This window comes from Flavobacterium supellecticarium (assembly GCF_004801375.1).
GTDB lineage: Bacteria > Bacteroidota > Bacteroidia > Flavobacteriales > Flavobacteriaceae > Flavobacterium > Flavobacterium supellecticarium.
Window position 1 is genome coordinate 840,998 of record NZ_SSNZ01000002.1, and the last position, 22,502, is coordinate 863,499.

The 22,502-nt window shown below is 35.0% G+C and carries 28 protein-coding genes; 6 read left to right on the forward strand and 22 right to left on the reverse strand.

Annotated features, from left to right (window positions below; translation table 11 throughout):
- Positions 1-2: 2 nt before the first annotated feature.
- Genes E6C50_RS08535 through gwsS form a run of 4 tightly spaced genes read left to right on the forward strand, consistent with a single transcriptional unit; the run spans position 3 to position 3,302 of the window.
- Positions 3-1,016 carry a hypothetical protein gene (locus tag E6C50_RS08535; RefSeq protein ID WP_136402777.1) on the forward strand — a complete coding sequence of 338 codons (1,014 nt, stop codon included), beginning with the start codon at positions 3-5 and terminating at the stop codon, positions 1,014-1,016.
- 7 nt (positions 1,017-1,023) lie between these two features.
- Positions 1,024-2,016 (forward strand): grasp-with-spasm system ATP-grasp peptide maturase, encoded by a 993-nt coding sequence (gene gwsG / locus E6C50_RS08540; RefSeq protein ID WP_136402778.1) that lies wholly within the window; start codon positions 1,024-1,026, stop codon positions 2,014-2,016.
- Positions 1,985-2,221, forward strand: coding sequence for a hypothetical protein (locus tag E6C50_RS08545; protein ID WP_136402779.1), 237 nt, complete (start codon positions 1,985-1,987; stop codon positions 2,219-2,221). The genes gwsG and E6C50_RS08545 overlap by 32 nt, the downstream gene beginning before the upstream one ends.
- Complete coding sequence (gwsS, locus tag E6C50_RS08550; RefSeq protein ID WP_136402780.1) at positions 2,202-3,302, forward strand: grasp-with-spasm system SPASM domain peptide maturase; 1,101 nt, start codon at positions 2,202-2,204, stop codon at positions 3,300-3,302. The genes E6C50_RS08545 and gwsS overlap by 20 nt, the downstream gene beginning before the upstream one ends.
- 9 nt (positions 3,303-3,311) lie before the next feature.
- On the opposite strand, the gene E6C50_RS08555 is transcribed toward gwsS, so the two are convergent.
- The 8 genes from E6C50_RS08555 to E6C50_RS08590 form a co-directional block, all read right to left on the reverse strand.
- The gene (locus tag E6C50_RS08555; protein ID WP_136402781.1) at positions 3,312-3,782 is read right to left on the reverse strand and encodes a hypothetical protein; all 471 of its coding nucleotides are present in this window, start codon (positions 3,780-3,782) and stop codon (positions 3,312-3,314) included.
- A gap of 50 nt (positions 3,783-3,832) precedes the next feature.
- Entirely contained in the window at positions 3,833-4,192 is a 360-nt protein-coding gene (locus E6C50_RS08560) for a hypothetical protein (protein ID WP_136402782.1), read from the reverse strand.
- 40 nt (positions 4,193-4,232) lie between these two features.
- The gene (locus E6C50_RS08565; protein WP_136402783.1) at positions 4,233-5,846 is read right to left on the reverse strand and encodes an ankyrin repeat domain-containing protein; all 1,614 of its coding nucleotides are present in this window, start codon (positions 5,844-5,846) and stop codon (positions 4,233-4,235) included.
- 99 nt (positions 5,847-5,945) lie between these two features.
- On the reverse strand, positions 5,946-6,836 hold the full coding sequence (locus E6C50_RS08570) for a hypothetical protein (protein ID WP_136402784.1): 891 nt from the start codon (positions 6,834-6,836) through the stop codon (positions 5,946-5,948).
- A gap of 29 nt (positions 6,837-6,865) precedes the next feature.
- A complete protein-coding gene (locus E6C50_RS08575) occupies positions 6,866-7,435 on the reverse strand; it encodes a hypothetical protein (protein ID WP_136402785.1) in 570 nt (189 codons plus the stop codon).
- A 54-nt stretch (positions 7,436-7,489) separates the two neighbouring features.
- Complete coding sequence (locus E6C50_RS08580; RefSeq protein ID WP_136402786.1) at positions 7,490-7,900, reverse strand: hypothetical protein; 411 nt, start codon at positions 7,898-7,900, stop codon at positions 7,490-7,492.
- A gap of 51 nt (positions 7,901-7,951) precedes the next feature.
- On the reverse strand, positions 7,952-8,761 hold the full coding sequence (locus E6C50_RS08585) for a tetratricopeptide repeat protein (protein WP_136402787.1): 810 nt from the start codon (positions 8,759-8,761) through the stop codon (positions 7,952-7,954).
- Positions 8,762-8,861: 100 nt separating this feature from the next.
- Entirely contained in the window at positions 8,862-9,464 is a 603-nt protein-coding gene (locus E6C50_RS08590; protein WP_136402788.1) for a hypothetical protein, read from the reverse strand.
- A 308-nt stretch (positions 9,465-9,772) separates the two neighbouring features.
- Between E6C50_RS08590 and E6C50_RS08595 the strand changes: the two genes are divergently transcribed.
- On the forward strand, positions 9,773-10,900 hold the full coding sequence (locus tag E6C50_RS08595) for a WG repeat-containing protein (RefSeq protein ID WP_136402789.1): 1,128 nt from the start codon (positions 9,773-9,775) through the stop codon (positions 10,898-10,900).
- On the opposite strand, the gene E6C50_RS08600 is transcribed toward E6C50_RS08595, so the two are convergent.
- The 13 genes from E6C50_RS08600 to E6C50_RS08660 form a co-directional block, all read right to left on the reverse strand.
- Entirely contained in the window at positions 10,892-11,404 is a 513-nt protein-coding gene (locus E6C50_RS08600) for a hypothetical protein (protein WP_136402790.1), read from the reverse strand. The genes E6C50_RS08595 and E6C50_RS08600 overlap by 9 nt on opposite strands.
- A gap of 91 nt (positions 11,405-11,495) precedes the next feature.
- Positions 11,496-11,972 carry a hypothetical protein gene (locus tag E6C50_RS08605; protein ID WP_136402791.1) on the reverse strand — a complete coding sequence of 159 codons (477 nt, stop codon included), beginning with the start codon at positions 11,970-11,972 and terminating at the stop codon, positions 11,496-11,498.
- 26 nt (positions 11,973-11,998) lie between these two features.
- On the reverse strand, positions 11,999-12,271 hold the full coding sequence (locus E6C50_RS08610; RefSeq protein WP_136402792.1) for a DUF6966 domain-containing protein: 273 nt from the start codon (positions 12,269-12,271) through the stop codon (positions 11,999-12,001).
- A gap of 16 nt (positions 12,272-12,287) precedes the next feature.
- Positions 12,288-12,908 carry a hypothetical protein gene (locus E6C50_RS08615; RefSeq protein WP_136402793.1) on the reverse strand — a complete coding sequence of 207 codons (621 nt, stop codon included), beginning with the start codon at positions 12,906-12,908 and terminating at the stop codon, positions 12,288-12,290.
- A gap of 2 nt (positions 12,909-12,910) precedes the next feature.
- A complete protein-coding gene (locus E6C50_RS08620) occupies positions 12,911-13,630 on the reverse strand; it encodes a hypothetical protein (RefSeq protein WP_136402794.1) in 720 nt (239 codons plus the stop codon).
- 92 nt (positions 13,631-13,722) lie between these two features.
- The gene (locus E6C50_RS08625; protein ID WP_136402795.1) at positions 13,723-14,352 is read right to left on the reverse strand and encodes an imm11 family protein; all 630 of its coding nucleotides are present in this window, start codon (positions 14,350-14,352) and stop codon (positions 13,723-13,725) included.
- A 170-nt stretch (positions 14,353-14,522) separates the two neighbouring features.
- A complete protein-coding gene (locus tag E6C50_RS08630) occupies positions 14,523-15,146 on the reverse strand; it encodes a hypothetical protein (protein WP_136402796.1) in 624 nt (207 codons plus the stop codon).
- 45 nt (positions 15,147-15,191) lie between these two features.
- Positions 15,192-15,704: a hypothetical protein gene (locus E6C50_RS08635; protein WP_136402797.1), complete on the reverse strand. Its 513-nt coding sequence runs from the start codon at positions 15,702-15,704 to the stop codon at positions 15,192-15,194.
- Positions 15,705-15,838: 134 nt separating this feature from the next.
- A complete protein-coding gene (locus tag E6C50_RS08640) occupies positions 15,839-16,681 on the reverse strand; it encodes a leucine-rich repeat domain-containing protein (RefSeq protein WP_136402798.1) in 843 nt (280 codons plus the stop codon).
- Positions 16,682-17,071: 390 nt separating this feature from the next.
- Positions 17,072-17,518, reverse strand: coding sequence for a hypothetical protein (locus E6C50_RS08645; RefSeq protein ID WP_136402799.1), 447 nt, complete (start codon positions 17,516-17,518; stop codon positions 17,072-17,074).
- A 30-nt stretch (positions 17,519-17,548) separates the two neighbouring features.
- A complete protein-coding gene (locus E6C50_RS08650; protein ID WP_136402800.1) occupies positions 17,549-18,124 on the reverse strand; it encodes an AidA/PixA family protein in 576 nt (191 codons plus the stop codon).
- A gap of 708 nt (positions 18,125-18,832) precedes the next feature.
- Positions 18,833-19,183 carry an ABC transporter gene (locus E6C50_RS08655; RefSeq protein ID WP_136402801.1) on the reverse strand — a complete coding sequence of 117 codons (351 nt, stop codon included), beginning with the start codon at positions 19,181-19,183 and terminating at the stop codon, positions 18,833-18,835.
- Between the two features lie 241 nt (positions 19,184-19,424).
- Positions 19,425-20,270 (reverse strand): hypothetical protein, encoded by an 846-nt coding sequence (locus tag E6C50_RS08660; protein ID WP_136402802.1) that lies wholly within the window; start codon positions 20,268-20,270, stop codon positions 19,425-19,427.
- 593 nt (positions 20,271-20,863) lie between these two features.
- On the opposite strand from E6C50_RS08660, the gene E6C50_RS08665 reads away from it, so the two are divergent.
- Entirely contained in the window at positions 20,864-21,139 is a 276-nt protein-coding gene (locus E6C50_RS08665) for a hypothetical protein (protein WP_136402803.1), read from the forward strand.
- Positions 21,140-21,554: 415 nt separating this feature from the next.
- Here the strand turns inward: E6C50_RS08665 and E6C50_RS08670 are convergent, their stop codons facing one another.
- Positions 21,555-22,502 (reverse strand): PD-(D/E)XK nuclease domain-containing protein, encoded by a 948-nt coding sequence (locus E6C50_RS08670; RefSeq protein ID WP_136402804.1) that lies wholly within the window; start codon positions 22,500-22,502, stop codon positions 21,555-21,557.

A 22,502-nucleotide genomic window follows, 5' to 3' on the forward strand; every position in this document is an offset into this window, starting at 1 on the left:
TTATGAACAGCATATTTTCTTTAGTACTTCTGTTACCGCTATTCGCATATTCTCAGAAAAAAGATTACCGGGACTATCATTTGAATATAAATAAGGCTGAGGAACTTTTTTTTATGCAACAAAAAGTGGATAGCTGCTTATACTATTATGATAACGTTTTTTCGAATTATGATTTCATTTTTGTAAAAGATCTGGTCAATGCGGCACAAATTGCGCTATTTTCGAAGAAACCGTATAAAAAATATATTGAACAAGCTTTTACACAAGGATTGAAATTGGAAACTATTGAAAAGTATCCATTATTCAAAAAAGTTATTCCAACGTTAAAGAAAGACAAAAGACTAATTAAAAAATACAAGATTGCCCGATCCAATTACATTAAAAAAATAGATTTTGAATACCTCGACTGGCTTTACAAAAATGCAATTCAGGACCAAAAAGATAAAAGATTAAAGTGGTTTAAATATATGAATCTTGTATATAAAACATCGAATAGGATGATGGACTTAACCCAGAAGAAAGGGTTTCCGGGGGACAAAATAATTGGACTGGGCGATAGTTTAATTTTTAAAGAAATAAACAAACCCTGGTTGGATTTATATCAGCAACGAAAACATGATTCGCGCTTGTTTTATATGAACACGAACGACAAAGGTTTGAGTGCTACAGAATATAGTCTGGTTATTATGGTACACAATCCATGTTCCTATTTTTTATACAAAAATATTCTTATTAAAGAAATGATAAAAGGGAATATCCATCCCAGAGATATTGGTTTAATTTATGATAACACCTACAGATTTAGAGGCTATTTTCCGTATTACTGTAATGTAAAACTAAAGGGGGTTTATAGATTAAATCTTTACACGGATTATAGGACTCATAATGATATAGAAGAAACGAATGCGATGCGAAAAAAATTATATATCGTTTCGACTCATGTTGACGATCAAAAAAAGGAATATGAAATAGAATATGGTTTTAAATTGTTTTCCGGATTTTGGAATTGTAGATAAATAAGTGATGAAAGAAATTTTTATTCAGTCAGAGCGTAATGATTTAAGTACTGATGATGTAATCGCATGGATTTATTATTTAAAAAAAGATATTAAAATAAATACTTTTTTAGATGATTATTTGATAGACAGCTTAAGTATTGAAATGTCCAATAACAAAAAAGTTGAAGTTCGGATAAATAATAAGAAATTAAATAGCATCTCTAACGTATGGTACAGGAGAGGTGAATGGATTGGTTTCGACAAAAATAATGTAAGGAATAAAGAAATTCACAGAAAGATAAACACGGAAGCAATTACACCTGCTCTGGAATTTTTAAATAGTGGTTTTTCTATCAATCAGATCAATAAATTTGACGACAATCAGGCTAATAAGTTGAAAATGTTGCGGACAGCTTTGTCACTAGGAATTAAAATACCAGATGTTTTACTAACCGGAAGCAATTTAGAATTACATCAATTTATAAAGAAGCACAAAAAAGTGATTACAAAACCCGTTGAAAATCCATACACCAATTTCAAGTTTAAGAATCATTCGATAAAATTTTCAACGAGTTCAAAGCTAATAACAGAAGATGATGTAGAAGAAAACGAATCGTTTTTTTTACCTTCTTTTTTTCAGAAATACATTGAGAAAAAGTACGAAATAAGGAGTTTTTATATTGATGGTTTGTTTAAAAGTATGGCAATTTTTAGTCAGCAAAACGAAAAGACAAAAATCGATTTTAGAAATTATGATCGGATTAGACCAAATAGATGTGTCCCTTATCTATTACCTAAAGCATTAGAACGAAAATTACATAAGCTAATGATTCAAATGGAATTGAATTGTGGTTCCTTTGATATTATTGTAACGCCCCAAAATCAATATTACTTTTTGGAAGTAAACCCAATAGGTCAATTCCAATGGGTTAGCCTTAATTGTAATTATTATATTGAAAAATTAATAGCAAAAAGATTGACTAAAAATGGAAACCAAAGCGATACAAAAAGCTGTTAAAATGGATATGATGGAAAATCCAACAGCCTATCCTTTTATTGCTAAATATTGGGATGTTGAAGTATTCACAAATGACGGAGATTTAAAACCTAAGGAAGTCTATTTTGGACATTATGAGACAAAATCATCTGTTTTAATACCTTTTTACAAGCCCATTTCAAAGATCATAGATCTATCACAATTTTATGAAACCGCAACTATTTAAACTTTTTTCAAATTGTCAGATTGTAATTGGAAAAAACAGATCAACCATCTGTGATTTACAACGAAATAAATATATTTTGATACCGAATAGTTTGGCAAATTTATTTGATAAAAATGGAATTATAGATGTTTCCGAAATATCAAAAAAACTGGATGCAACGAATCATCTGATATTTGAGGAGTATTTAGAATTGTTGCATAAAAACGAAGTGATCTTTCCTTGTACGAAAAGTGAAATTGCCCGATTTCCAGTTATGGATTTAGAATTTGATTATCCAGCTATAGTATCGAATATGATTATTGATTTTTCTAAAAATTCCGATCATGATTTTGGTTTACTACTTACAAAATTTATTAAACCTCTTAATTGTCGACATATACAAGTCCGGTTTTTTGATGCGACTAGTTTTAATCGGATCAATGAAATTGTTCAAAAAGTAAATAACAGTTTTATGCGAACAATTGATTTCGTTATCAAAAGAGATTTTGAAATTTCGTCTACATTTCTACACTGGGTTTCAGAGAATAAGAAAATTAGAAGTATTACTATTCATTCGTGTGATAAAACTAAAATAATTAGTGAAGGAAAAGATGGTTTTGGAGTTGTGATTTGTACAAAGCAAAAAATAGATTCCTCGATCCATTGTGGGATAATTAGCCCCAATCTATTTAATATAACAATTGAAACTTTTTCAGAATCACAAAACTACAATACTTGTTTGAATAGAAAATTGGCGATAGCGAGTAATGGTACTATTAAAAATTGTCCCTCTATGAAGGAAGCATTTGGTAATAGTAAGACCACCAAATTGGAAGAAATTATTGGAAACAAGGAATTTAAAAAATATTGGAATATAACTAAAGACCAAATAGAAGTTTGTAAAGATTGTGAATTCAGGCACATCTGTACTGATTGCAGGGCATATGTAGAGAATCCCCAAAATAGATACTCTAAACCTTTAAAATGCGGCTATAACCCATATACGGCTACTTGGGAGGAATGGAGTCATAACCCTTTAAAAAAAAATGCCATCGCCTTTTATGAAATGTCATCAGAATGGCATCAAAACCAAAGGTTTTAGACCAGTTTATTATTCCGGTCTAAGGTCTTTTATATTCCCGTTTTCAATTTCCGAAAAGTCAAAGTCATTTTCGATGACAAATGTTGCTTTAATATGTTTGGGTTCTCCAATTGGATCCAGTCGGAGCAAATCGTCGTCGTCGTTTAGTTGGGTTAAAAATTCGGATTCCGAATTGGCCGTACCCAAAATAACCCACGGCCATCCGGATTTGGTTTCCATATAGTAGACGTCTAATTCCAGATTTCCGTTATCAAGATACAAGACTTCGCCAATGGGATAATCCTGATGCTCGCCGATACGCTCAAAATTGGTTCCAAGTTGCGCGAGCATATAGCTACGTTTCTGTTGTTCGATTTTATAGGCCATATCTTCCTGCGTTTGATACGCATTGGAAAAACTAGGACGTTCCGTTCGCAGTAGGAAGTATTTGTCCTCATTTTGGGTTTTATAAATCGTATAGATGGTTAATTCGCTTGCCATAAGTGAGTTGTTTTAGTAATGAGTGGATACTAATAATATAAAATTAAATGTTAGATGTGCGAACTAAAATCGTATTGAATATCAAACTGTTTGCAGTAATCCCGAAGGTTACGGCAACCGTCTAAACCGCTAAAATTTTCGGATAATACGGCTTTGTTATCCAATTCCGGATTTTGTTCGGACAATTTGGTAAAAAGGAGTTTGGTATTTTCGACATCAAAAGCATACCAGTATTCGTAATCGCTATCGGAAAAATGCTCCTGAACAACATCGCCCAAATCCTGACCGGAGATTAAAAGACATTCCTTACGGATTTCCGCCCATACATTTACCGAAAGTCGGGTACCGTCCCGGTATTCACAGAGTGAAAATTTTGCTATATCCTGGATGGTAGTATTGTTTAATTCCATATTCTATTTCGTATTTTTTTACCGCACTATCTGTCTGTTATTACCAATTGTGTTCTTTTATTTGTATTAGTTGGAGTTCTTTTTCGGTAGAAACAAACAGATGCTCACCGTCTTTGTCGACGTATACGTTTTTGATTTCAGCTACTACATCCAAGGGGAGTTCGGCTGTGATTCGTTTCTGCTCCGTATCGATGATCAATAGTGTTTTTCCTTTTCCAACCACCAGAGTAGTAGCGTTTATACAGGCCAGATAGCTGGCATTGTATTTCGAGGTATACTCCGACAGGTCCATTTCCCACAGTTTGTTTGGTTTTCCGTTTTCAAAAGTATAATATTCTAATTCATAAGGAAAAGAAACCGCAAATTGATTTTGTTGAAAGCTAAAACCACTTGATGTATTATCCCAGTCTTTGAAAAAAGTGCGAATCAATGTAATGTTATAATCCTTATCGATTTGGTACAGATTGTAATACGTATCCTGATCGTAGCTTAAAAACGCAATCAAACGTTCATCCGGACTTATTTTAGGAACCATCGTTCCGTCTTCTGTTTCGAATTTACGAATCACTTTGTAAGTATCAGTGAGTAATACAAGCTCCCAATTGGAAGCACTTCCCAGAAATATATTTTTGGAAGGCAGGTATTCGATCTGATCGAATGCTAAGTCGCTATCAAGTGTAATAATCTGTAGTAATTGAAATGTGTTCGGTTCCAGTACCAGTAATTGACTATCGGCTGTTGGAATGAGAATATTTCCATTTTGATCAAAGCAGAAATTTCGGATCATCGGAATAGCAATTGCCGCTATTTGATCGATGATCAATTCTCGATTCACCACGACATACTTTACGAGTTTTAGGTTTTGGGTTAACCCAATAAAACACTCCGATTGCGTTGGACTTTGTCTTAGAAAAAAGACGCTCTCAAAGGCATACGTATGGGTTGGTATATTTTCGACCTTATAGGAAATTAATTCGGGATATTGCTCTTTAAAATGCTTTAAAATAGTTGTTCTTTGTCCTTGTTTTGCCAGATCGTAAGGCGTTCGGCCACTACCGTCTTTTTCCCATGGACAACCATTGTTGTAGGCAAAGTCAAAAACTTCCGGAAGGTCGAGCCAGGATAACTGATGCAACAGATTACTATTTCGGTTATCGCGCCCATCTATTTTGATATTGTGTTTCAGATATATATGTAAGCACCCGATACTTTTGCCTTCCAGATATTGTGGCGCGATAGGATCGATTTTGGCACCTTTCAATAACAATAAGTCCACAATAGCAACTTTATCCCGACTGGTGGCTAAATACAATTCTTTATCATCCATGGTGGCGCCATGATCAAGAAGATAACGTGCGATTTCAAAACTGTCCGCCCAACAGAGTGGTGTCGTATAGAGCCCGCTTCTTTCGGCATTTACGTTTGCGCCGTTTTCGATCAGAAATTGCACCATTTCGAAGTTTCCACTTAACGCTGCGATATGCAAAGGTGTATCGTCCATCCAGCCTTTAAGGGCTATTTCAGATGGATTTTGCTGTAAATGTCGTTTTGCCGCTTCGTTCTTATGCGCTGTGATCAGCGTAAAGATTTCCGGCGTTTTGGTGTGATCGGTCTGATAAATATTCATATGACGTCGTTTTGAAATCGGATTCATAATTCTTAGGTTTTACCATTGAGTAGGAATCGGAGTACAAGTTATCGATTATTCGTACAGGTTGTGTCGTATAAGATGCTTTATTGTTTTTTGCTGTTATTATTCGTTATCGTCCCAGGTTTTCATTGGTAATGGCGTAGGGATTGAAACCGGTTGTAAGGCATTCAGATCGTGTAGCATTTCCAAATTCGGATACGCCACGGAACCGTCGGTCGCTATTCTGGAAGCGTATAATTTCCCTTCTTTGGTGGCAATGACACGGTTGCGATTGTCAATATCTGCCCAGCTAACGTCATGCAATTTGACTTTCGATTCCTTTCTGCCAAGATAAAACCAATCGACATTTTTTCGCTGTTCGGAATTATAAAAGCTAATCCAATACAAAGCCGCACTATTGGTAATCGGTTTTTTCCAAAGTTTCGGAACGATAGGAGCGAGGCTTTCGATATTTATTTCCTGTTGTATAAAAGCGGGATCATTCTGCTCCGTCCATCCGTTTATTTCCTGTCGGTATTCGTGTAATAGATTCACATGTCCTTTCGATAGCGAATATTCTTTTTGGGTTTGAAAGGTAGCAACATTTAAGTGAGTTGGCACAGGATAGTGTTCAAGTGCCTGTGTGGATTTCAAATTTAGCAACACCGTTTTTTCGTCCGCGAATACGCCACCTCCGGTATCAAAAAGCAGATCGCCATGTTCCCAAACGGTAAGCCCTGTCCAGAATGGCGGCTTACAAATGACCGTTCTGCTGTTTCCGTTTTCAAAATTATCGACCGCATAAATCAGGTATTTCCCGGAAGGAGAACTATCGCAATTTCGCATCGGAACCTTTTTGTTAATCCATTGTCCGGGTTCCAAGGTGTCGTTATCCAAATTCCAGATACTCATCTGAATCCAGTCGGTAGGGCCACGTCTAAAAACAATGGCGCTATTCGTTATTCTTGATTTCAGAAAGAAAATCCGTGCGGTGGTCGTATTGGGCTGTTTCAATGTAACGTGATTTTTGTTTTATCGGTTTTTCATACATTTCCCTTCTGATACCACAATCGGGGATGCGTCGCTTCAAGCATTCCTTTCTTGATCAATTGTGCCACTTCTGCTTCGCTCCATTCGTATGGGTAATCCACACCTTTTGCAATACCAATAACGTCCATCGTATCTAAAAGGGTTGCGATAATGCCATCATAAACCGTTGTATGGGCGTTATATAGAGCACTTCTTGTTGCAATGGCGATCGATTCGATAGTCTGATTATCGAGTGAACGAAACTCTACACGAACATCATACGGAGCCGATTCTTCAAATTCTTCTGTAATACTTCTATAATTGACTATTCCTCCGGTTCTGTGGGTGCTAAGTCTTTCAATGACGGCATCTCTTTCCTGTTTTGACTCCGGATTGATCCATTTCGATTCAAACACATAATCGCTGCCATCATCCGTTTCAATATCAGCGAGGTAAACCGAATCGAACGGTTCCTCTTCAAATTCGAAATTATTTTGGACTAAAACAGCATGCATACGATCAAAAACGCTTTTCATCTCGGAAGGAGGTACTACTATTATGATAACCTGATATAAATAAGACATTTTTGAGTTTCAATTTTTGGTTTTAATCTATTTGGACGTATTGTAGCTTACAATTTATTTGGAATCATCGAAAGCGCGTATGTATTTTTCCAGAACCGGATCTTGTATTTGTTCACAAACATATTCAAAAATAGTTTTCAGCAGCTCCGATTCATTTGTATGAGCATGATAGCTATCTTTTAGTAGGAGATGAATGGCAACGGTATCTTCCAGACTTATTTTTCTAAAGGTCCCATCATTGATCGTGATCCCTTTCGGGATGGATGGATTCGTATGACAGGCTTTTATCAGGCTAACGATTTTTAGTATCGTTTGATCATCGTCAATTTTGGCATGCCAGGCTTTACCATCTTCCTGAAAGTAGTCCGATTTCGACATGATAACGAGCAAGTTATAGTGCTTGTCAGTTTGTTTGATTTCGATGTCCAATTCGCCTGCCAGAGATGCTATATTTATTTTGATCATAATGAGTTTATAATAATCAGCCACTATCTTTCTACCCGTTTTATAAGTCGTCTAAAATTTTAATAATTCGGCTACTTCTTTAGGGATTTCTGCTTTATTATCAATTTTGTCATACATTTTAACTGCTTTCTGTTTCATTTTTGCGTCATTTTTGAGTTCGGAAACTTTTAATAAACACAATGCATAATGAATTTTAAAGTTATCTTCTTTTTTATAGGAAGAATAACTTTTTTCTAAATTTTCAAGCCCCTCCTCATACCTTTTATTTAGTGCAAGTAAGATTCCTTTTATGAATACTACATCATCTTTTAGCGGAATATTTTTTTGATTATATTTTTCGATTGCAAGGTCTATATTTTCCAAGCCTTGTTCCACATCGCCATATATAGGGGACGTTATTGCGAATCCGAAGTATCCTTCCGGGCTTTCAGGAAAGTATTTAATAATTTCATTATATTTTCTCCTTGCAATTTTGGTTGAAATCTCGTTACCATATCTTAAAGCTTCTCCAGCTAAATTAATTTTAAATTCAAGGGATCTGTTGTTCGCTAAACTATCGGCTAAATAATAACAAGCTAATGCATTTTCATCATTCAGTAAGCGTAGCGTATACCCCGTAAAAAATAAGGCATCACAAAAAGTGGAATCCATTTTATAAGCGCCAAAAAAAGCCTCTGAGGTCATTTTTAAATACTTTTTATCTAATGTTTTATTTAAGTATAGCGTTTCAATTCCTGTATTAAATAATTGTATAGCTTTTGGATTTTCGGATTTACAATACAATGTTTTGCCTTCAAAATAGCTTTGTGAAAAGGCTACATTTATAGTAAGAACAAAAAAAATAAGAATTAATTTTTGCATAATTTATGTAGTTGTTTTTGGGTTTTAATTTTTGTAAATTATTTTATTTCAATATTTTGTTTTAGGTTGGTTGTCGTTATAGTGGATTCCACAGTCGTTTTTAGCGCCATGACGTTACCTTATAATTCGTATAATTCACATCCATATCTTTTAATCTGTCGTTTAGACTTTCTATCCCGTCTTTTAAATAGCGTTCCTGCTCTTCTTTTGATAATTGATGGTACACATCGATTCCAACACCTATAGTTTTACTAATTAAAAGACCATAGGTTAAGTCGGGATTTTTATACATAATGTAATCCATGCCTTTGTAATCAATTATAATTTGATGTTTGGGTGTAAGGCTCTCCAGATCAATTAACACTTTTCGAACCACCCGGTATCTTTTTTGTGGACCATGGCCGCCTAATTCTACGTAATAGAAAAAAACCGTATGGCATTTTTGGCATTGATAAAGGTCACAACCGTAATACGGATAGCAGTCGAATCGGATTTTCGCATCTTGTCCCCAATAGGGAGCCTCCCATTGTTTTTCGCCAGGCTGTATTGCAATTTGTCCAATCTTAGTCAGGTTCGTTTTTAAGGCTTCCGTTTCGTTATGCCATTCCCAAAAATCGGTATGACCACCACAAGCGTCGTTCACCTTTATGGATGCCAGAAAATGTAAAAGTTTTTGTTCGTCAATATCAAATGTGGTTTCCATAAGATTGTAAATACTGTTTGTTAGCACTAAGACTAAGCGGATCACAAACGAAAATAGTAATTATTTTCTTATGTGTGTGAAATTTTAGTAAACTATTTTTCTTAAAAAAACAGTTATCTTTCGCTAGAATTAACCGTGTTTTTGATTATTTAAAAAGGATAAAAACAGTATTGTTAGTATTTTAAATTGAATTTTTGTCAAAAAAGCAAAACCAATACGACTCCCTATACTAAAATAATAGCTGCGGATTACAGCTGGGAACGTTCCGTTTCCGAATCAAGAATAACAAAAAACCAATTTGATACTCTATGAATACGCGCAATACTATAAAAGTATTTTTGACTGTTATACTACTTTTTAATGGGATTCTGAGCCATTCTCAGGAATACAAAACCGAAAAACCGTTGGCGGGCTATAGTGGATTCTATCCGTATGAAAAGGGATATGCCACAGTGGGAATCAATAAAAAATACGGATTTATAGATAAAAAAGGGCGCAATGTGGTACCCTGTAAGTATAATTTTGTATTCAGCTTCCACAAAGGTCTGGTAGCGGTTGAATTGGGCGAAAAATACGGGCTTGTAGATACCACAGGTCGGGAAGTGGTGCCTTTTAAATATGATTTTATTGGCGGCTTTGAGGATAGCAACCGATCGATTGTAAAATTAGATGAAAAATGGGGTTTTATTGACAAAACGGGAAAAGAGATCATCCCTGTTATTTATGAGGATGCGGGTTATTTTTATGAAGAAGTCACTACCGTTAAAGAAAACGACAAATGGTATATCATCGATACGCTGAACAATCGAAAACCGGTTCGGAATGATTTTGAGGATCTTACTTCTTTTCGCGAAGGACTGGCGGCTGTAAAAATCCGCGGAAAATCCGGGTGGGGCTTTATCAATAAGCAGGGAAAAATAGTCATTCCGCCAAAATACGATAAGCCCTCTTTTTTTCAGAATGGTCTGGCATGCGTAGCGTACAATGGTAAATCCGGTTTTATCAACAAAAAAGGCGAGGTGGTAGTGCCTTTGCTTTATGAAGGTTTCGCTCATTTTAGCGATGGTATGGCGGCAGTGACTCTAAATGACAAATATGGCTTTGTGAACACAAAAGGAACGCTGGTTATACCTGCAAAATACCCGAATGTCTATAGTTTTTATGACGGTATGGCCATCATCCCGATATCCGGAAAATACGGTTGCATTAACAAAAAAGGAGAAACAGTGATTCCGTTTGTCTATGATGAGATGTATTCGGGCGAAGGTGTTTTTGCAGTGGTGAAAGACGGAAAAGGCTATTTTATAGATGCGAAGCAAAACGTACTGTTTCCGGAAGAGTACCAGAGTGTAGACGCCTTTAAAGACGGAGCAGCTTTGGTGAAACAAAACGGAATCTGGTTTTTTATTGACAAAAAAGGAAAGCGGTTATTTTAAACGGTAGTCTTTTATAATGGCTATGGCTAAATCTTCTTTATTTAAAATGTTGGAATACCAGAAGCCTTTTCCCCAGGTTCCTTTGCCGACATAGGTTTCCGGATATTCAAAACTAAGAAGTGTTGCGGTTCGACTTTTTAATCGGCCAATTTTTTGAGCGAGTACCGCGGCATCTGAAAGCACCAGCATTTCGACTTTTGAGGGATCAATTCTAAGCATTTTGATTTTCAAACCATCGATAATCCGGTCTTTGTTGTCCTGGCAAAGATTCTCAATGTCGGATTTTAATTGAGCTATTGCTTTTTCACTGAGTAAAGTAGGTTCTTGCTGCGAATGCCTGTTTGTATATTCCGGATGTAATGTTTTGTATGGATGATAGCTGATATGATGCTTTTCCAATTCGGCATAGGTAGCAGACAGTTTTTGCCAATTTCCCCTTTTGTCCCATACGGGATATGCATTAAAAACAGTCCAAATAATATGAAATAACTGGTGGTTTGCCATGGTTTGTAATTGTCGTAAAAAAGGTTTTTTGTGAAATATAAGTGTCAAACTATAGAGTAGGGTTCGATTTTTTTTATAAATCGGGCTTAATTTAATCGATATTTTCCCACTCGTAAAAATTCTCCAAATCCCATTTGTAAAAATTGCTGATTACATCAAAAAAATCTTGTCTGGTTGGATTTTCGGGTAGTATTTCTTTTGGGAAGATCCGATTTAAAAACAGTCTATAGTCGTCGACTTGTTCTTTAAAGTCCTCATCGCTTAAATTTTCGATAGCAGCAACACTATCGGGGAAAGCCCGGCTTGCTATTGTATCCCGTAAATTTCGACGGTCTGTTCCGTTCCAGTTATCGCCATTGGTTTCCCAAATCGTAATAATTCCCAATAATTGCAGCGGATCTTCGGCAATAAAATCCCGATGCTCTTGTATCGCCCAATAATGACCGTAAAAAGCATCACTTTCGCTTGGATATAAAAATATTTTATAGCCTTTGGATTGTATAATCCGCAATGCCGCATTATGCATATTTGCTTCTGCCGAAACTCTAAAACTTTTATTTACTTCCATAACGATTTTCTTACTATGTTGTCGCTCTAATGCCACGCTTTTCCAATTGTCTTATAAAGACCTTCTCTTAATTCGGATAGTGCTTCGTTTTCTTTTTGACAAAGTGTCCCGTTATGATACAGTACGAAATCGTTAAAAGAACCCATTCCGCCATATATGGAAAGGATTTTTCTAAAAACGGTATTGTTTTCGGCGGCTTCTAATTCTGAAATAAAATTGCGGAAACATTTGGCCCAATGCAATTCTCCAACTTCCACTAGAATTTTATGAATTTCAATACAATAGTCCTTTACAGTCATTTATTAGCGGTTTTGTTTATTGTATGTCGTAATACTCGTATGAATTTTTCAGGTTGTATTTTTGTTTTATTTCCGTTTTCCAGGCTAAATATTCATCGATAAACCCATTAACGTCACTGGGTATTCCTTTTGTCCAATACATTTCTCCGTGAACGAGTAGCATTGCCCAATGAAATTCCAGTTCATGTGTGATATATTCCACGTCTTTAATGGTCCGGGGCTCTTTTATCAGATAGGAATCATTTAGCTTTTCGGTTGCTGCATCGTAGTCAACCTTTCCATAATGGACCATGATGTGTTTTAGCATTTCACAGAATGAAAAATGATTAAATACAACGCCTGTTTCGTCATCCTCCAATTGAAGTCCATCGGTTAGTTGGACTGGTTTTTGCTTGTCCCAAACTTTTATTTCGGGCTTACACCAACCCGTAATGATGTCCAGTATATCGTAGGCGCTGTCTCGTAACGTTTCATCATTTGAAAAATCAACCGCCACTTGTTCGATAAGTTTCCGGGCCGTTTCCTGTTGTCCGCCGGAATGTTTATAGTCCAATAAAATCTGCTGTACGGACGTATTGAGACAGTCGCCTTGCGCTATTTTTTCTTTTACGATTTTTTGTAGTTCGTTGTCGGTCATTCTTAGTAGTAGGTATATTCTTTGTTCAAGACATGTTTCACTTTTTGCTTGTTTTTGTCGTCATAGCCATAAAGGACAGTTGGATTGCCTTGGCTGTCATATTTCTGGACGACTTGAATGCGATACGACACGCTCTTTTTTCCATCGGTGTTTTCAATCTCCTTATTTATAATTTCCTGTATTTTATCGTTTTTGTAAACCGTTTCAATTTCTTCCTCTGATTCGATAATATCTCCCCTCTTGAAAATACTTTTGACCATGCGGTAATTTTTATCTAAGGTAATAATGTTTGCATAAGAACTGTCTTTCTCCGAACGAATATTGTAACTGTAATCGTCTAACCAAATGTATTTATAGCTATTTTCGGTATGTTCTCCATCGTAAAGATGTGCTGTTTCTTTATACGACAAGGCTTTTCCTGTGCCGGAAAAAACGCTCAAAAATTCCGATTTGCCGATACCTTTAATATCCCATACCTTATTCAGGGTAATGACATTTCCCATATTATCGAACGTCATCGTAATTTTCCCAATGGGTTTGGCTGTATTTGCGGGTATTTTTCCGTCTTCAACGGAATGTATATACGTGATTACTTCTTTTACAGGGCCTTTAAGTCCGTATTCCAGTTTCTGGGTGTAGGTCGTTTCGGTTGTTTTGTTTCCTTGTCCGTTGCAAGAAAGGAATAGTGGAAGAAGTAAAAGTAAGAATACTGTTTTTTTCATTTGTTATTTCGTTTTTATCAGATAGCGCGGATTTATAATCCGCGCTTATAAAATGCTACATTATATTCATCTTGGTTATTACATTCCCTCTTTTAATCTAAATTTTCATGGCCCCACTTTGCCAATGTCGGGTCGTTTGGATCAGCATCTACAACCTGCGTTAAATCTTGTGTCCGTACTAAAGTCACTTTTAATTTTTGTTCTAAAATAATACCCTCCAGATGCTTACTGATAAAAATATAGGTCGGAAAATCAAGTACTCTAAAAATATTCCTGCCATTTGTTTTTTCATCAATCATTTCCACTCTTGTAATAGCATCAGGCCAAAATTCATTCGGATTTATATATTTTGTTTCTTTTATATATTCGCTTTTTTCCCAGTCAAAACAATCCACTAATTCAAGGATATTCATGATCCAGAATTCTTCTTTTTGTTTTGCATAATTCGATTTACATTGAATAAACTGAATGTACTTACTATCCGGAAGCGAACTTATTATGTCTTTGAACCGGGTTGAAACAATCGGAAAGCGCCCGATTCCCATTATATAATCGGTTACTTTTGCATTTTTATTTCGGAATTTAAGGGTCGGATCTCCGATATTATCAATAGCTACCCCGCTGAATACTAATTTTTCAGCATCGTTATCGATGTTCTCGATATCGGTATAATATAAATGACCGTTTGTATGATAACTCTGTATTCTGATAAAGTTTGACATCGTATTTTTTATATTTTATTTTTTGATAGTAGCGACACAATAGTCGCTTTAAAAGCTTTTTTTAACGCTTCCAATGATTTTATCTAAAAATAGTTTTTCGATTTAGCTTTGCTCAATCGTGCTAAACTTCCTGTTTTGTTATTTTCTTTTAGTTGTAATATCGCATCATTTTAAATCCATTCTGCAGGGATAATAATCCCCTCAGGACAATTAAAATCTTTAATAACATCGAGAAATTTTTGGGTCACACCAATTTCTCCGTGATCGGTAAAGTCAAAGATATCGGCACCTTCATACGTATCCGAAAAAACCTGTAGCGGAATCGGATTTTCAGTTGTTTTCCGTATAATCAATTTCGATTTTTCCTCATTGTATTTATTGAGCGTCAGATTACATCCGTCGCAAATTCCGGTATAATCGCAAGCAATAGGAATATTTTTAATAGCAGGAGCTAAAATGGCTAAATAAACAAAATCAGGTATTGTTTTAACATCAATGTCGGCATATTTATAGGGTACCTTTTTCACTTTTAGAGGCGCAAATCCTTTAATTCCTGCCAACATCAGCGCTTCATAAAGCCTATGAGAAACCATTAGTATACCGGAAGCGCTTGCCCAATCTTCTCCGTTATATCGGTCGACCTCCAATTCTACTTTCGAATATTCGATTTCTTCTTTTAATGCTCTGTTGCATTTTTCGCATTTGGGTTGTTGTACTTTACTACTCTTTTTGCTCAGACTTCCCATCCAGCTTCTGCAATTGAGGGTGTATATTTTGGGATTGTTATGATCCATTTTTTTGACTTGTTATTTTGTTTATATAAGCATTAGCGTAATTTTTTACTTTGTGATTTCATTCTCTAAACACGCCACTATTTTATCATCAATTGGCATTCTTTTCAGATTTAGCATGCCACATTTTATAAATTCCAGAATTTTTAATCCGTTGGTTTTCCCTTTAACGATTGATGTTTTTAGTTTTCCACCGACTTTAAAGAACATTTTTTGTGACGTACCGATAAATGATTTTCGATCTTCATCTTCCAAAAATAAAGCGATCTCATTTTCTTTTGGTTCATAAAGTTCGGCATCATCCATTATGCTTGCTCCATCCGATTGTGTTTGTATCCGAATCACAATCGATTTTAAATCGCTATCCTTGGAATTGAAAAAGGCACTTTTAAAATTCTTTTTCATTACGGTTAAGTTCTCATAACCACCTCCGGAACTGTATTCGTCATAATATTCTTTTGGGTTGTCTACTTTATGGATATGCTCACAGTTGAGTTGGTGACTTTGCGCTTGGCACATTGTAACAATAAAAAGGGCTATTAGGGTTGTCTTTTTTTTCATAAAGTGGTTTAGGTTTGCTGCTAATGTTTTGATAATTAGGGGTAAGTATATAAAAGCCATGATTTAGTGTACCACAAGGCAGTATGCTGGTAGTACTTGTTTGTGGCACGGTCTTTTGTACTTCGAAGAAGCAGTTATTGGTGCAGCGATAAGCCCGGCCTTTTCGATAACGCCTCCGGTATCGTTAAAAGCGGATTGCCTTTCAGGTGCAGTTGATCGATCCGGTAGCCGCCCTGACCTAAGGTTCCCAGTGATTCCAGTTCATTGTTATCAAGATAGATGTCTTCAAAGACTACCTTGTGCAAGGTGTTGGGCAGTGTTTTTAAGCGGTTACTACTAATATTAAAATAGACTACCGTTTCTTTTAAGTTTCCTAAAGATTCCGGCAAATGGATAAGTTGATTGTGATTTAGGTTTAGTACTTGGATCTGTGTCATGTTTCCGAATAGTTCCGGAAGCTGGGTCAACTGGTTATTTGCCGCATTGAAACTACGTACACGCGTCACGGAACAGATGCTATCGGGCAGTGTTTTTAGTTGGTTGTTATCCAGATCGATATTAGTAAGCCTGGTCAACTTTCCAATTGCGTCCGGCAGACTTGTGAGCTGGTTGCTTTTTAGGTCGATATAGGTAAGTGTGCTAAGATTTCCGATCGTGTTCGGCAAGCTTGTCAGTTGGTTGTTTCTTAGGGTTAGTAAGTCCAATTGGGGTAAGTCACCAATGGCATCCGGCAGGCTTGTCAGCTGATTGTTGTCCAGATAGAGCTGTCTCAGATTTTTAAATTGTCCGATGGTTTCCGGCAATTCCTTTAGGTTCTGGTGGCTTAGGTCGAGTGCGGTGTGTTTTAACGGGTTTTTTAAGGCTTTTTCAAGCGTCAACGGCTTCTTTTTAAAGAGCTGCCCGATCGTACTAAAGATACTTTTTTTAGGAGATTTTTTTAAAAGATCTCCAATGCTCATGTCGTCGTGGTTTGCCATTTTTGTTTGCTATTTTGTTTTAAAGTATTCCAGATTCAATATAAGGTTCGGGGAAGATAACCAAAAAATTGTTTGATCAATTCTCATGGTTGTGAAATTTGCCAACAAAATAAAAAAAGTTCAGTCGTTTTCAAGAGGTCTGAACTTTTATCAAATGTATATAATCAAAAAATAGTCAACCTATTTTAGGACGACTCAATAAAAAAAATGATATTAGTATTGGGAATAAATAGTTTTTTAGAGAAAGCCGTCTGAATATACCAATAAAAAATTCAGTCTAAATTTAGTTTTGACTGAGTTTAGACTGAATTTTAATGCTAATAAAAATGTAAAAAAGGCGAAATGTATTAAAAATCAGATTGGTATCAATAATATGAATTATTGACCTTGCTATTTTGGATTTAATACCCCTGCCGTAACGGTATAGATTAACCCATCGGCTCCCTCTTGTGCAAAACCAAAAATACCATATTTTCCTCCCTGGTAAATTTGGTTGTTTCTTTCATTGTAAGGTATAGCGGCCCATTTTTGAACATCAGAAGCTTTAACTGTGATTTTGGTAGTCGGATAGCTTGAATCTGATGGACATGAGATTTCCAGAGTGAAAGAAGTGTCCAGAATATTATCGTCCGGCACTAAAAACCAGGTAGGTGTAGGGCCAAAACCATTTTGTCCGGGAGGTGTTGGCAAGGCTATCATTTCGTTAATTGAAAAAGATCCGGTTCTTACATTTCCATTAGTAATTTTTGTTACTTCACAGAATAGTTGACTTCCGTCTGCTGCTCCTGCATCGTTTTGACTTAGAGCAGATAATTGAAAAACTGTATTTTTTGTCATGTTTTCTTATGTTTTAAATAGGTTGTTTTTTTAAACTACTGCCTCCTGTTTTTTCAGGTAAGCTTTACGTTCTCTTAGATAATCTTCTGTATTCATCACCTTTACGAAAGGATCCCAAAAATAATAACCCAGGCTGTTTCCCAGATTATCCATTATTTGAAAAGAAATTGAATACTGGGTAGTTCCTGTAGCCAATACATTAGAACAATAATCGGTTTGTTTAACTATTTGATAACCCGGTAAACCTGCCGTGTCATAAATATTTCTGTAAGTCACAACCGGAACCGGAGTAGAAATGGAGGGTGGATTAGGTTCAGAGCCCGGATTTACACCTGCAATTATGGCATCATGCTGCAAACCGGATCCGGGACACGTTAATTCCCATTGAATAGTATCACCTGCATTAGCATCAATTACCAATTCGGAATCCGCTCTGTTTTTATCAGCACTGTCTATATAGCCTCGGCTCGTAATCATATACACATATATATCGGATGTGCCATATGATCCCAGAGATGTTGGATTTGTTGCTGTTCCTGCTGGAATTTTGTTTGCAAGAATCGTTTCAACATCTATTACACTAAGAATGTTTATTGTTTTAGCCATGATTTCTAAAATTTATTGATTATTCCTACTCATAAGGCTTTTCGGATTTCTCCCCGTTTTTATAGTGGTTTCTGAACTCCACTTTTAAATAAATGAGCGAAACTAAACCTAGCTAGCATTTTAATCTCTTTAGTAAAAGTATGGTGTTGTAATCGTGTACGTTGAGAAAAAACCATAAACATTCGTTTTTTATCCATAAGAATGCAAAATTCCGGAACAAGATTTTTGGTGTAAATATTTTATACTACTAAATGAAGCAGGTTTCGCGTGTTAATGACAACAAACAAAATAAGCGCAACAATTGTCGACCCCATTGTATTCAAGGATAGCCTATTAATTGGTTGACTTCCGCAACATTGCTATGAAATTCGCAATGTATCAGCAAGGCTTGAAGGGGAGTAGCGAAAATAAGTATAATAAAAAATCCCTGATAATTTTTATCAGGGCTTTTGTAAAGTCGCGGGCTGAAAGGTATCACAATCGAACACCTGATGCTGTTTTTGTTGTATTTTGATAGGGTGGGGTGATGTTATATATGACTGTATTGTTTAGTGTTTTTTTGGCTTAATTATTTAAACGTCCTGTAACTTTTCGTCCGTTGCGGAAATTGAAACTGAGTTCGCTCGGCTGAACAAAACGAACTTTTACAAGAAAAGTAGCTATGGCGCAAAACAGCTGTTGTAAGCAGGTTTTATTGATTTGAGTATATCAATTTCTACAATCAATCATAACTGTTCCGGCTTGACAGATATAAACATCATTTACTTTTGTATTACATTTATAATGGGCTTTCAAATCTTGTTTGAGTTCTTCGTATTCTCTGTTTTCTACAACTTTTTGAATTTTAATATTGATTAATCTTCCAACTGGCGTGATAGTATATAATCCATCACTTGTTGTTTTTGCATATTCTGAGCCACCAAGGATTCCATAACTTTCATAAGTTGTCTGTAATGATTCTACAAAAGAATCAGTTTCTCTAAACAATTCACTTTTATTAGGAGAACACCCGATTATAAAGAATAAATAAAAGGATAGAAATAGGATTTTAGTTTTCATGATTTCACTTTTAAAATTTTAGAAATTTACAATTAAAGGGTTCTTTTTAAATACGGTTTTCCGTAACAATTAAAATAAAAAGTTCTAAAAGTTCGTTTGAAACCTGCTTACAACGTTCCGCGGCTTTGAGCCGTAGTGGTACGTTAAGGATAAATCTAATAAGAAATTGTAAGGTTCAGCATATTTTGAAAGAAAGATAAAACGAGCTATAGCGCAAAACCGCTGTTATAGGCAGGTTTTATTATTTAATAATCTTTCTCAAACTTTTCTTTATTCCATGTTTTTCTATTGAGTACCAATTTAATCCTGTACTAATTTTATGAAGCTTGTTCAAATTTAATTTAGCAAACAGGAAAATATTTTTTTTCAATTTTTTTCTTCTCTTTTCCTTTTTCAATAGATAAGGAATACGGATAAGAAGCATTTCATAACTCATATATAGAGCTACAAAATAAAGAAATGGAATTAAAAATAATGTATACACAAATGGGAGTAATAAACTTTTAATATTTTGAATAGTTAAAAGTTGGTCATAGTATTTGTAAGTTTTATAACTGACATATATGAAGATTAAAATTCCAGTAATGGATAGGAATCTTTTCAAGCAACTTGCGACTTTCAAATGTTCTGAATTTGTTTTAGATGAATGCTCCGCAAAGATTTGAAGAACTCCAATGAAAGTCATAATTGGTATAACAATCATTTCTGTAGTGAAACTAAAAGTGTAAAAATTTGTAATGAATTCGAAAACTACGGTAGCTTTTAGGTTTTCTAAAACCATAGGTTTGAAATAAGTGAAATCTTTTACTTTACTGATGTTGAAAAGTAAAATTGTTGCCGAAGTGATCGACCATATAATTGTATCTTTTAGCAATGTTAGATCCCAAGTTCTTAAGTAATACAAACAAATCGTTACGACTGCTATATAAATGAATGTACTCCAAAGAAGGGTTTGAATTTTATAGTTAAAGAATGATTTTAGAAGAGGTAAAATTCCCTTAAATTTTAGAATAATTAGTGCTCCAACAATAAATATTGATGACCAGATTATAATTGCAACTTCTCTTGTGGAAAATATCTCAAACATGATTTTTAAGTAGATGTTGTATAAACTTGCTGATAACGTTCCATGGCTTTGCGCAGTGGCGGAACATTAATAATTTATAAGAAAGATAAGTAAAATTTGAATTAGCGGATTGTTTTCCAAGAAAGATAAACTACCCATTACGCAAAGCTGCTGTTACCAGCCGTTTTTCTTAAACTCTTTGTACTCTCTCATATGCTAGATTCCCGTGTTCATAGTATTCAATTTGACAGCTTCTTTCTGCAATATTTACAATAACATAAACCCCCGATAGCGCGGATTTACTTTGTCAGTTCGGCTAAAGCCTCGGGTGTGATACGTGCCTAAAACTAGAGAAAAATCTTATTTTAAATTAGGGATTTTGTAAAATAGCAGAGAAAGAGAGATTCGCCCCGAACCTGTTACAGTCAACAGTTTTCAAAACTACCTTAATCGAACCTTTGCCATTTCTCCAATAGATCCTAACCGCTTATCGATTTTTATAAAGTTTTGGAATAGTACCGCAAATATGTAAATTGCACTATCTCAAATAGGGTTCTATAGGCCGTCTAATAAAAGATCCACAAAAGCAATACAACTTTAAATTATAGGTAATTATGTTTTTTAAAAAGGAAGTTAAAATATCTAAAAACTTTGGAGAAGAATATATTGAAAAGGTAATATCATTTCTAATGCCTGAATTTACAATTTCTTTTAAAAGAACAAATGTGATTGAAATGGATTTGATTTTTTATGATTATATAATTGATGGAAATGAGGTTACTTTTCTTTCTGAAACAATGGTAGGCACATCTATTCTAGGTAAAAAGAAAATAATTGACAGAATCAAAAAGAAAATGAAGGAAGATAATACAGGATTTTTTGATATCTAAATGGCAAATGTAAATTCAAAAAATAGTCAGCCTATTTTAAGGATAGTCGAAAAAATAAAAGGGTTGCAAAATTTACTTCAGATAGCGCGGATTGCAAATCCGCGCTATCTGGGTCTTTAATAAAGTGGCGGGTTGTGAGAGGTATCACAATCGAACACCTGATGCCGCTTTGTTGTATTATAATAAGGTTGGATGAGGTAATAATTATTAGATTCTTTTAGTATTGACAATATGGTTTATTATTTATAATCCCTCGAAGTTTAGCGAAGTGATTCTATTAGAAGTGAAACACTCACCATAGATAATATTTGACAGAAGCATCACAATTTAATCACTTTACTTTGCGCGCTAAGCTCTTGTGAGCAAAAGCCCTATTGTTCGTATGAAGCGATATTGCTTCATTTTTTGGACATAGTCATTTATAGGATTGCATTTGCCAATTAAGGATATTTCGTTCGTTTTTATCCACTCCAACACCAACTAAAATTATTTTCTTTTTAGTAGTAAAATATTTTTGATAATATTTTTTCTGTTTAATCTGCTCAATCGCAATTGAACTGTCGTTTTGTTTGAACTCTATAATATGAATATAGTTGTCGGTTTCAATAACGGAATCAATTCGTCCTATGTTGGTTTCCAGTTCAGATTCAATTTTAAAGTCAAGCAGTGTCAACAATAGATGAATATGGCTATGGAAATAACCTTCAGTAATTTTCATGCCGTAGGACATGCTTGCAAAAACACTTTGGATTAATTTGAAAAATTTGTTCAAGTCGTTGACCGAAAGCGCTTTCTTTAAATTCGTGAGTTTTTCAAATTTAATTGGAAGTAAATTATTTCCGTTAATCTCTGATGAACCATCAATTTCAATATACTTCAACTTGAGTTGAGCTATTAAATCAACAATTGCTCTTTGTCTTGCGAGTTCTTTAGCAATTCCTTTTTCAGTCGTTAAACTTTCAAAAGGAGAACCTGTACGCATGTTTCTTTTAATATTGATTTGCCTGATGCCGTATGGAATACCTAATATTTTTTTGAACTTAATAGATATATCGTTTTTATGATTAGTATTCCACTCATCCACTCTCACTTTATTTTGCTCTATCAAACTTGGAATTACACGAATTGTGTCTACAACTGTACATCCAAGTTTATAACAATGATCGTAGTTCTTCATGATTTTTTTTTCAAGTTCTGATGAATTTCTAAATGCAAACAAAAATCCAATAATACCCAATCCCATTTCAATTGCATACTTTTTGTCCCGAGCGTTGTCGTAAAAAGTGTTAGCAATTTGAAAATGCTTATCAAACTCTTCTTTATAAGTTGTCTCGTAGATATTTATAAGTTCTTGATCATTCAT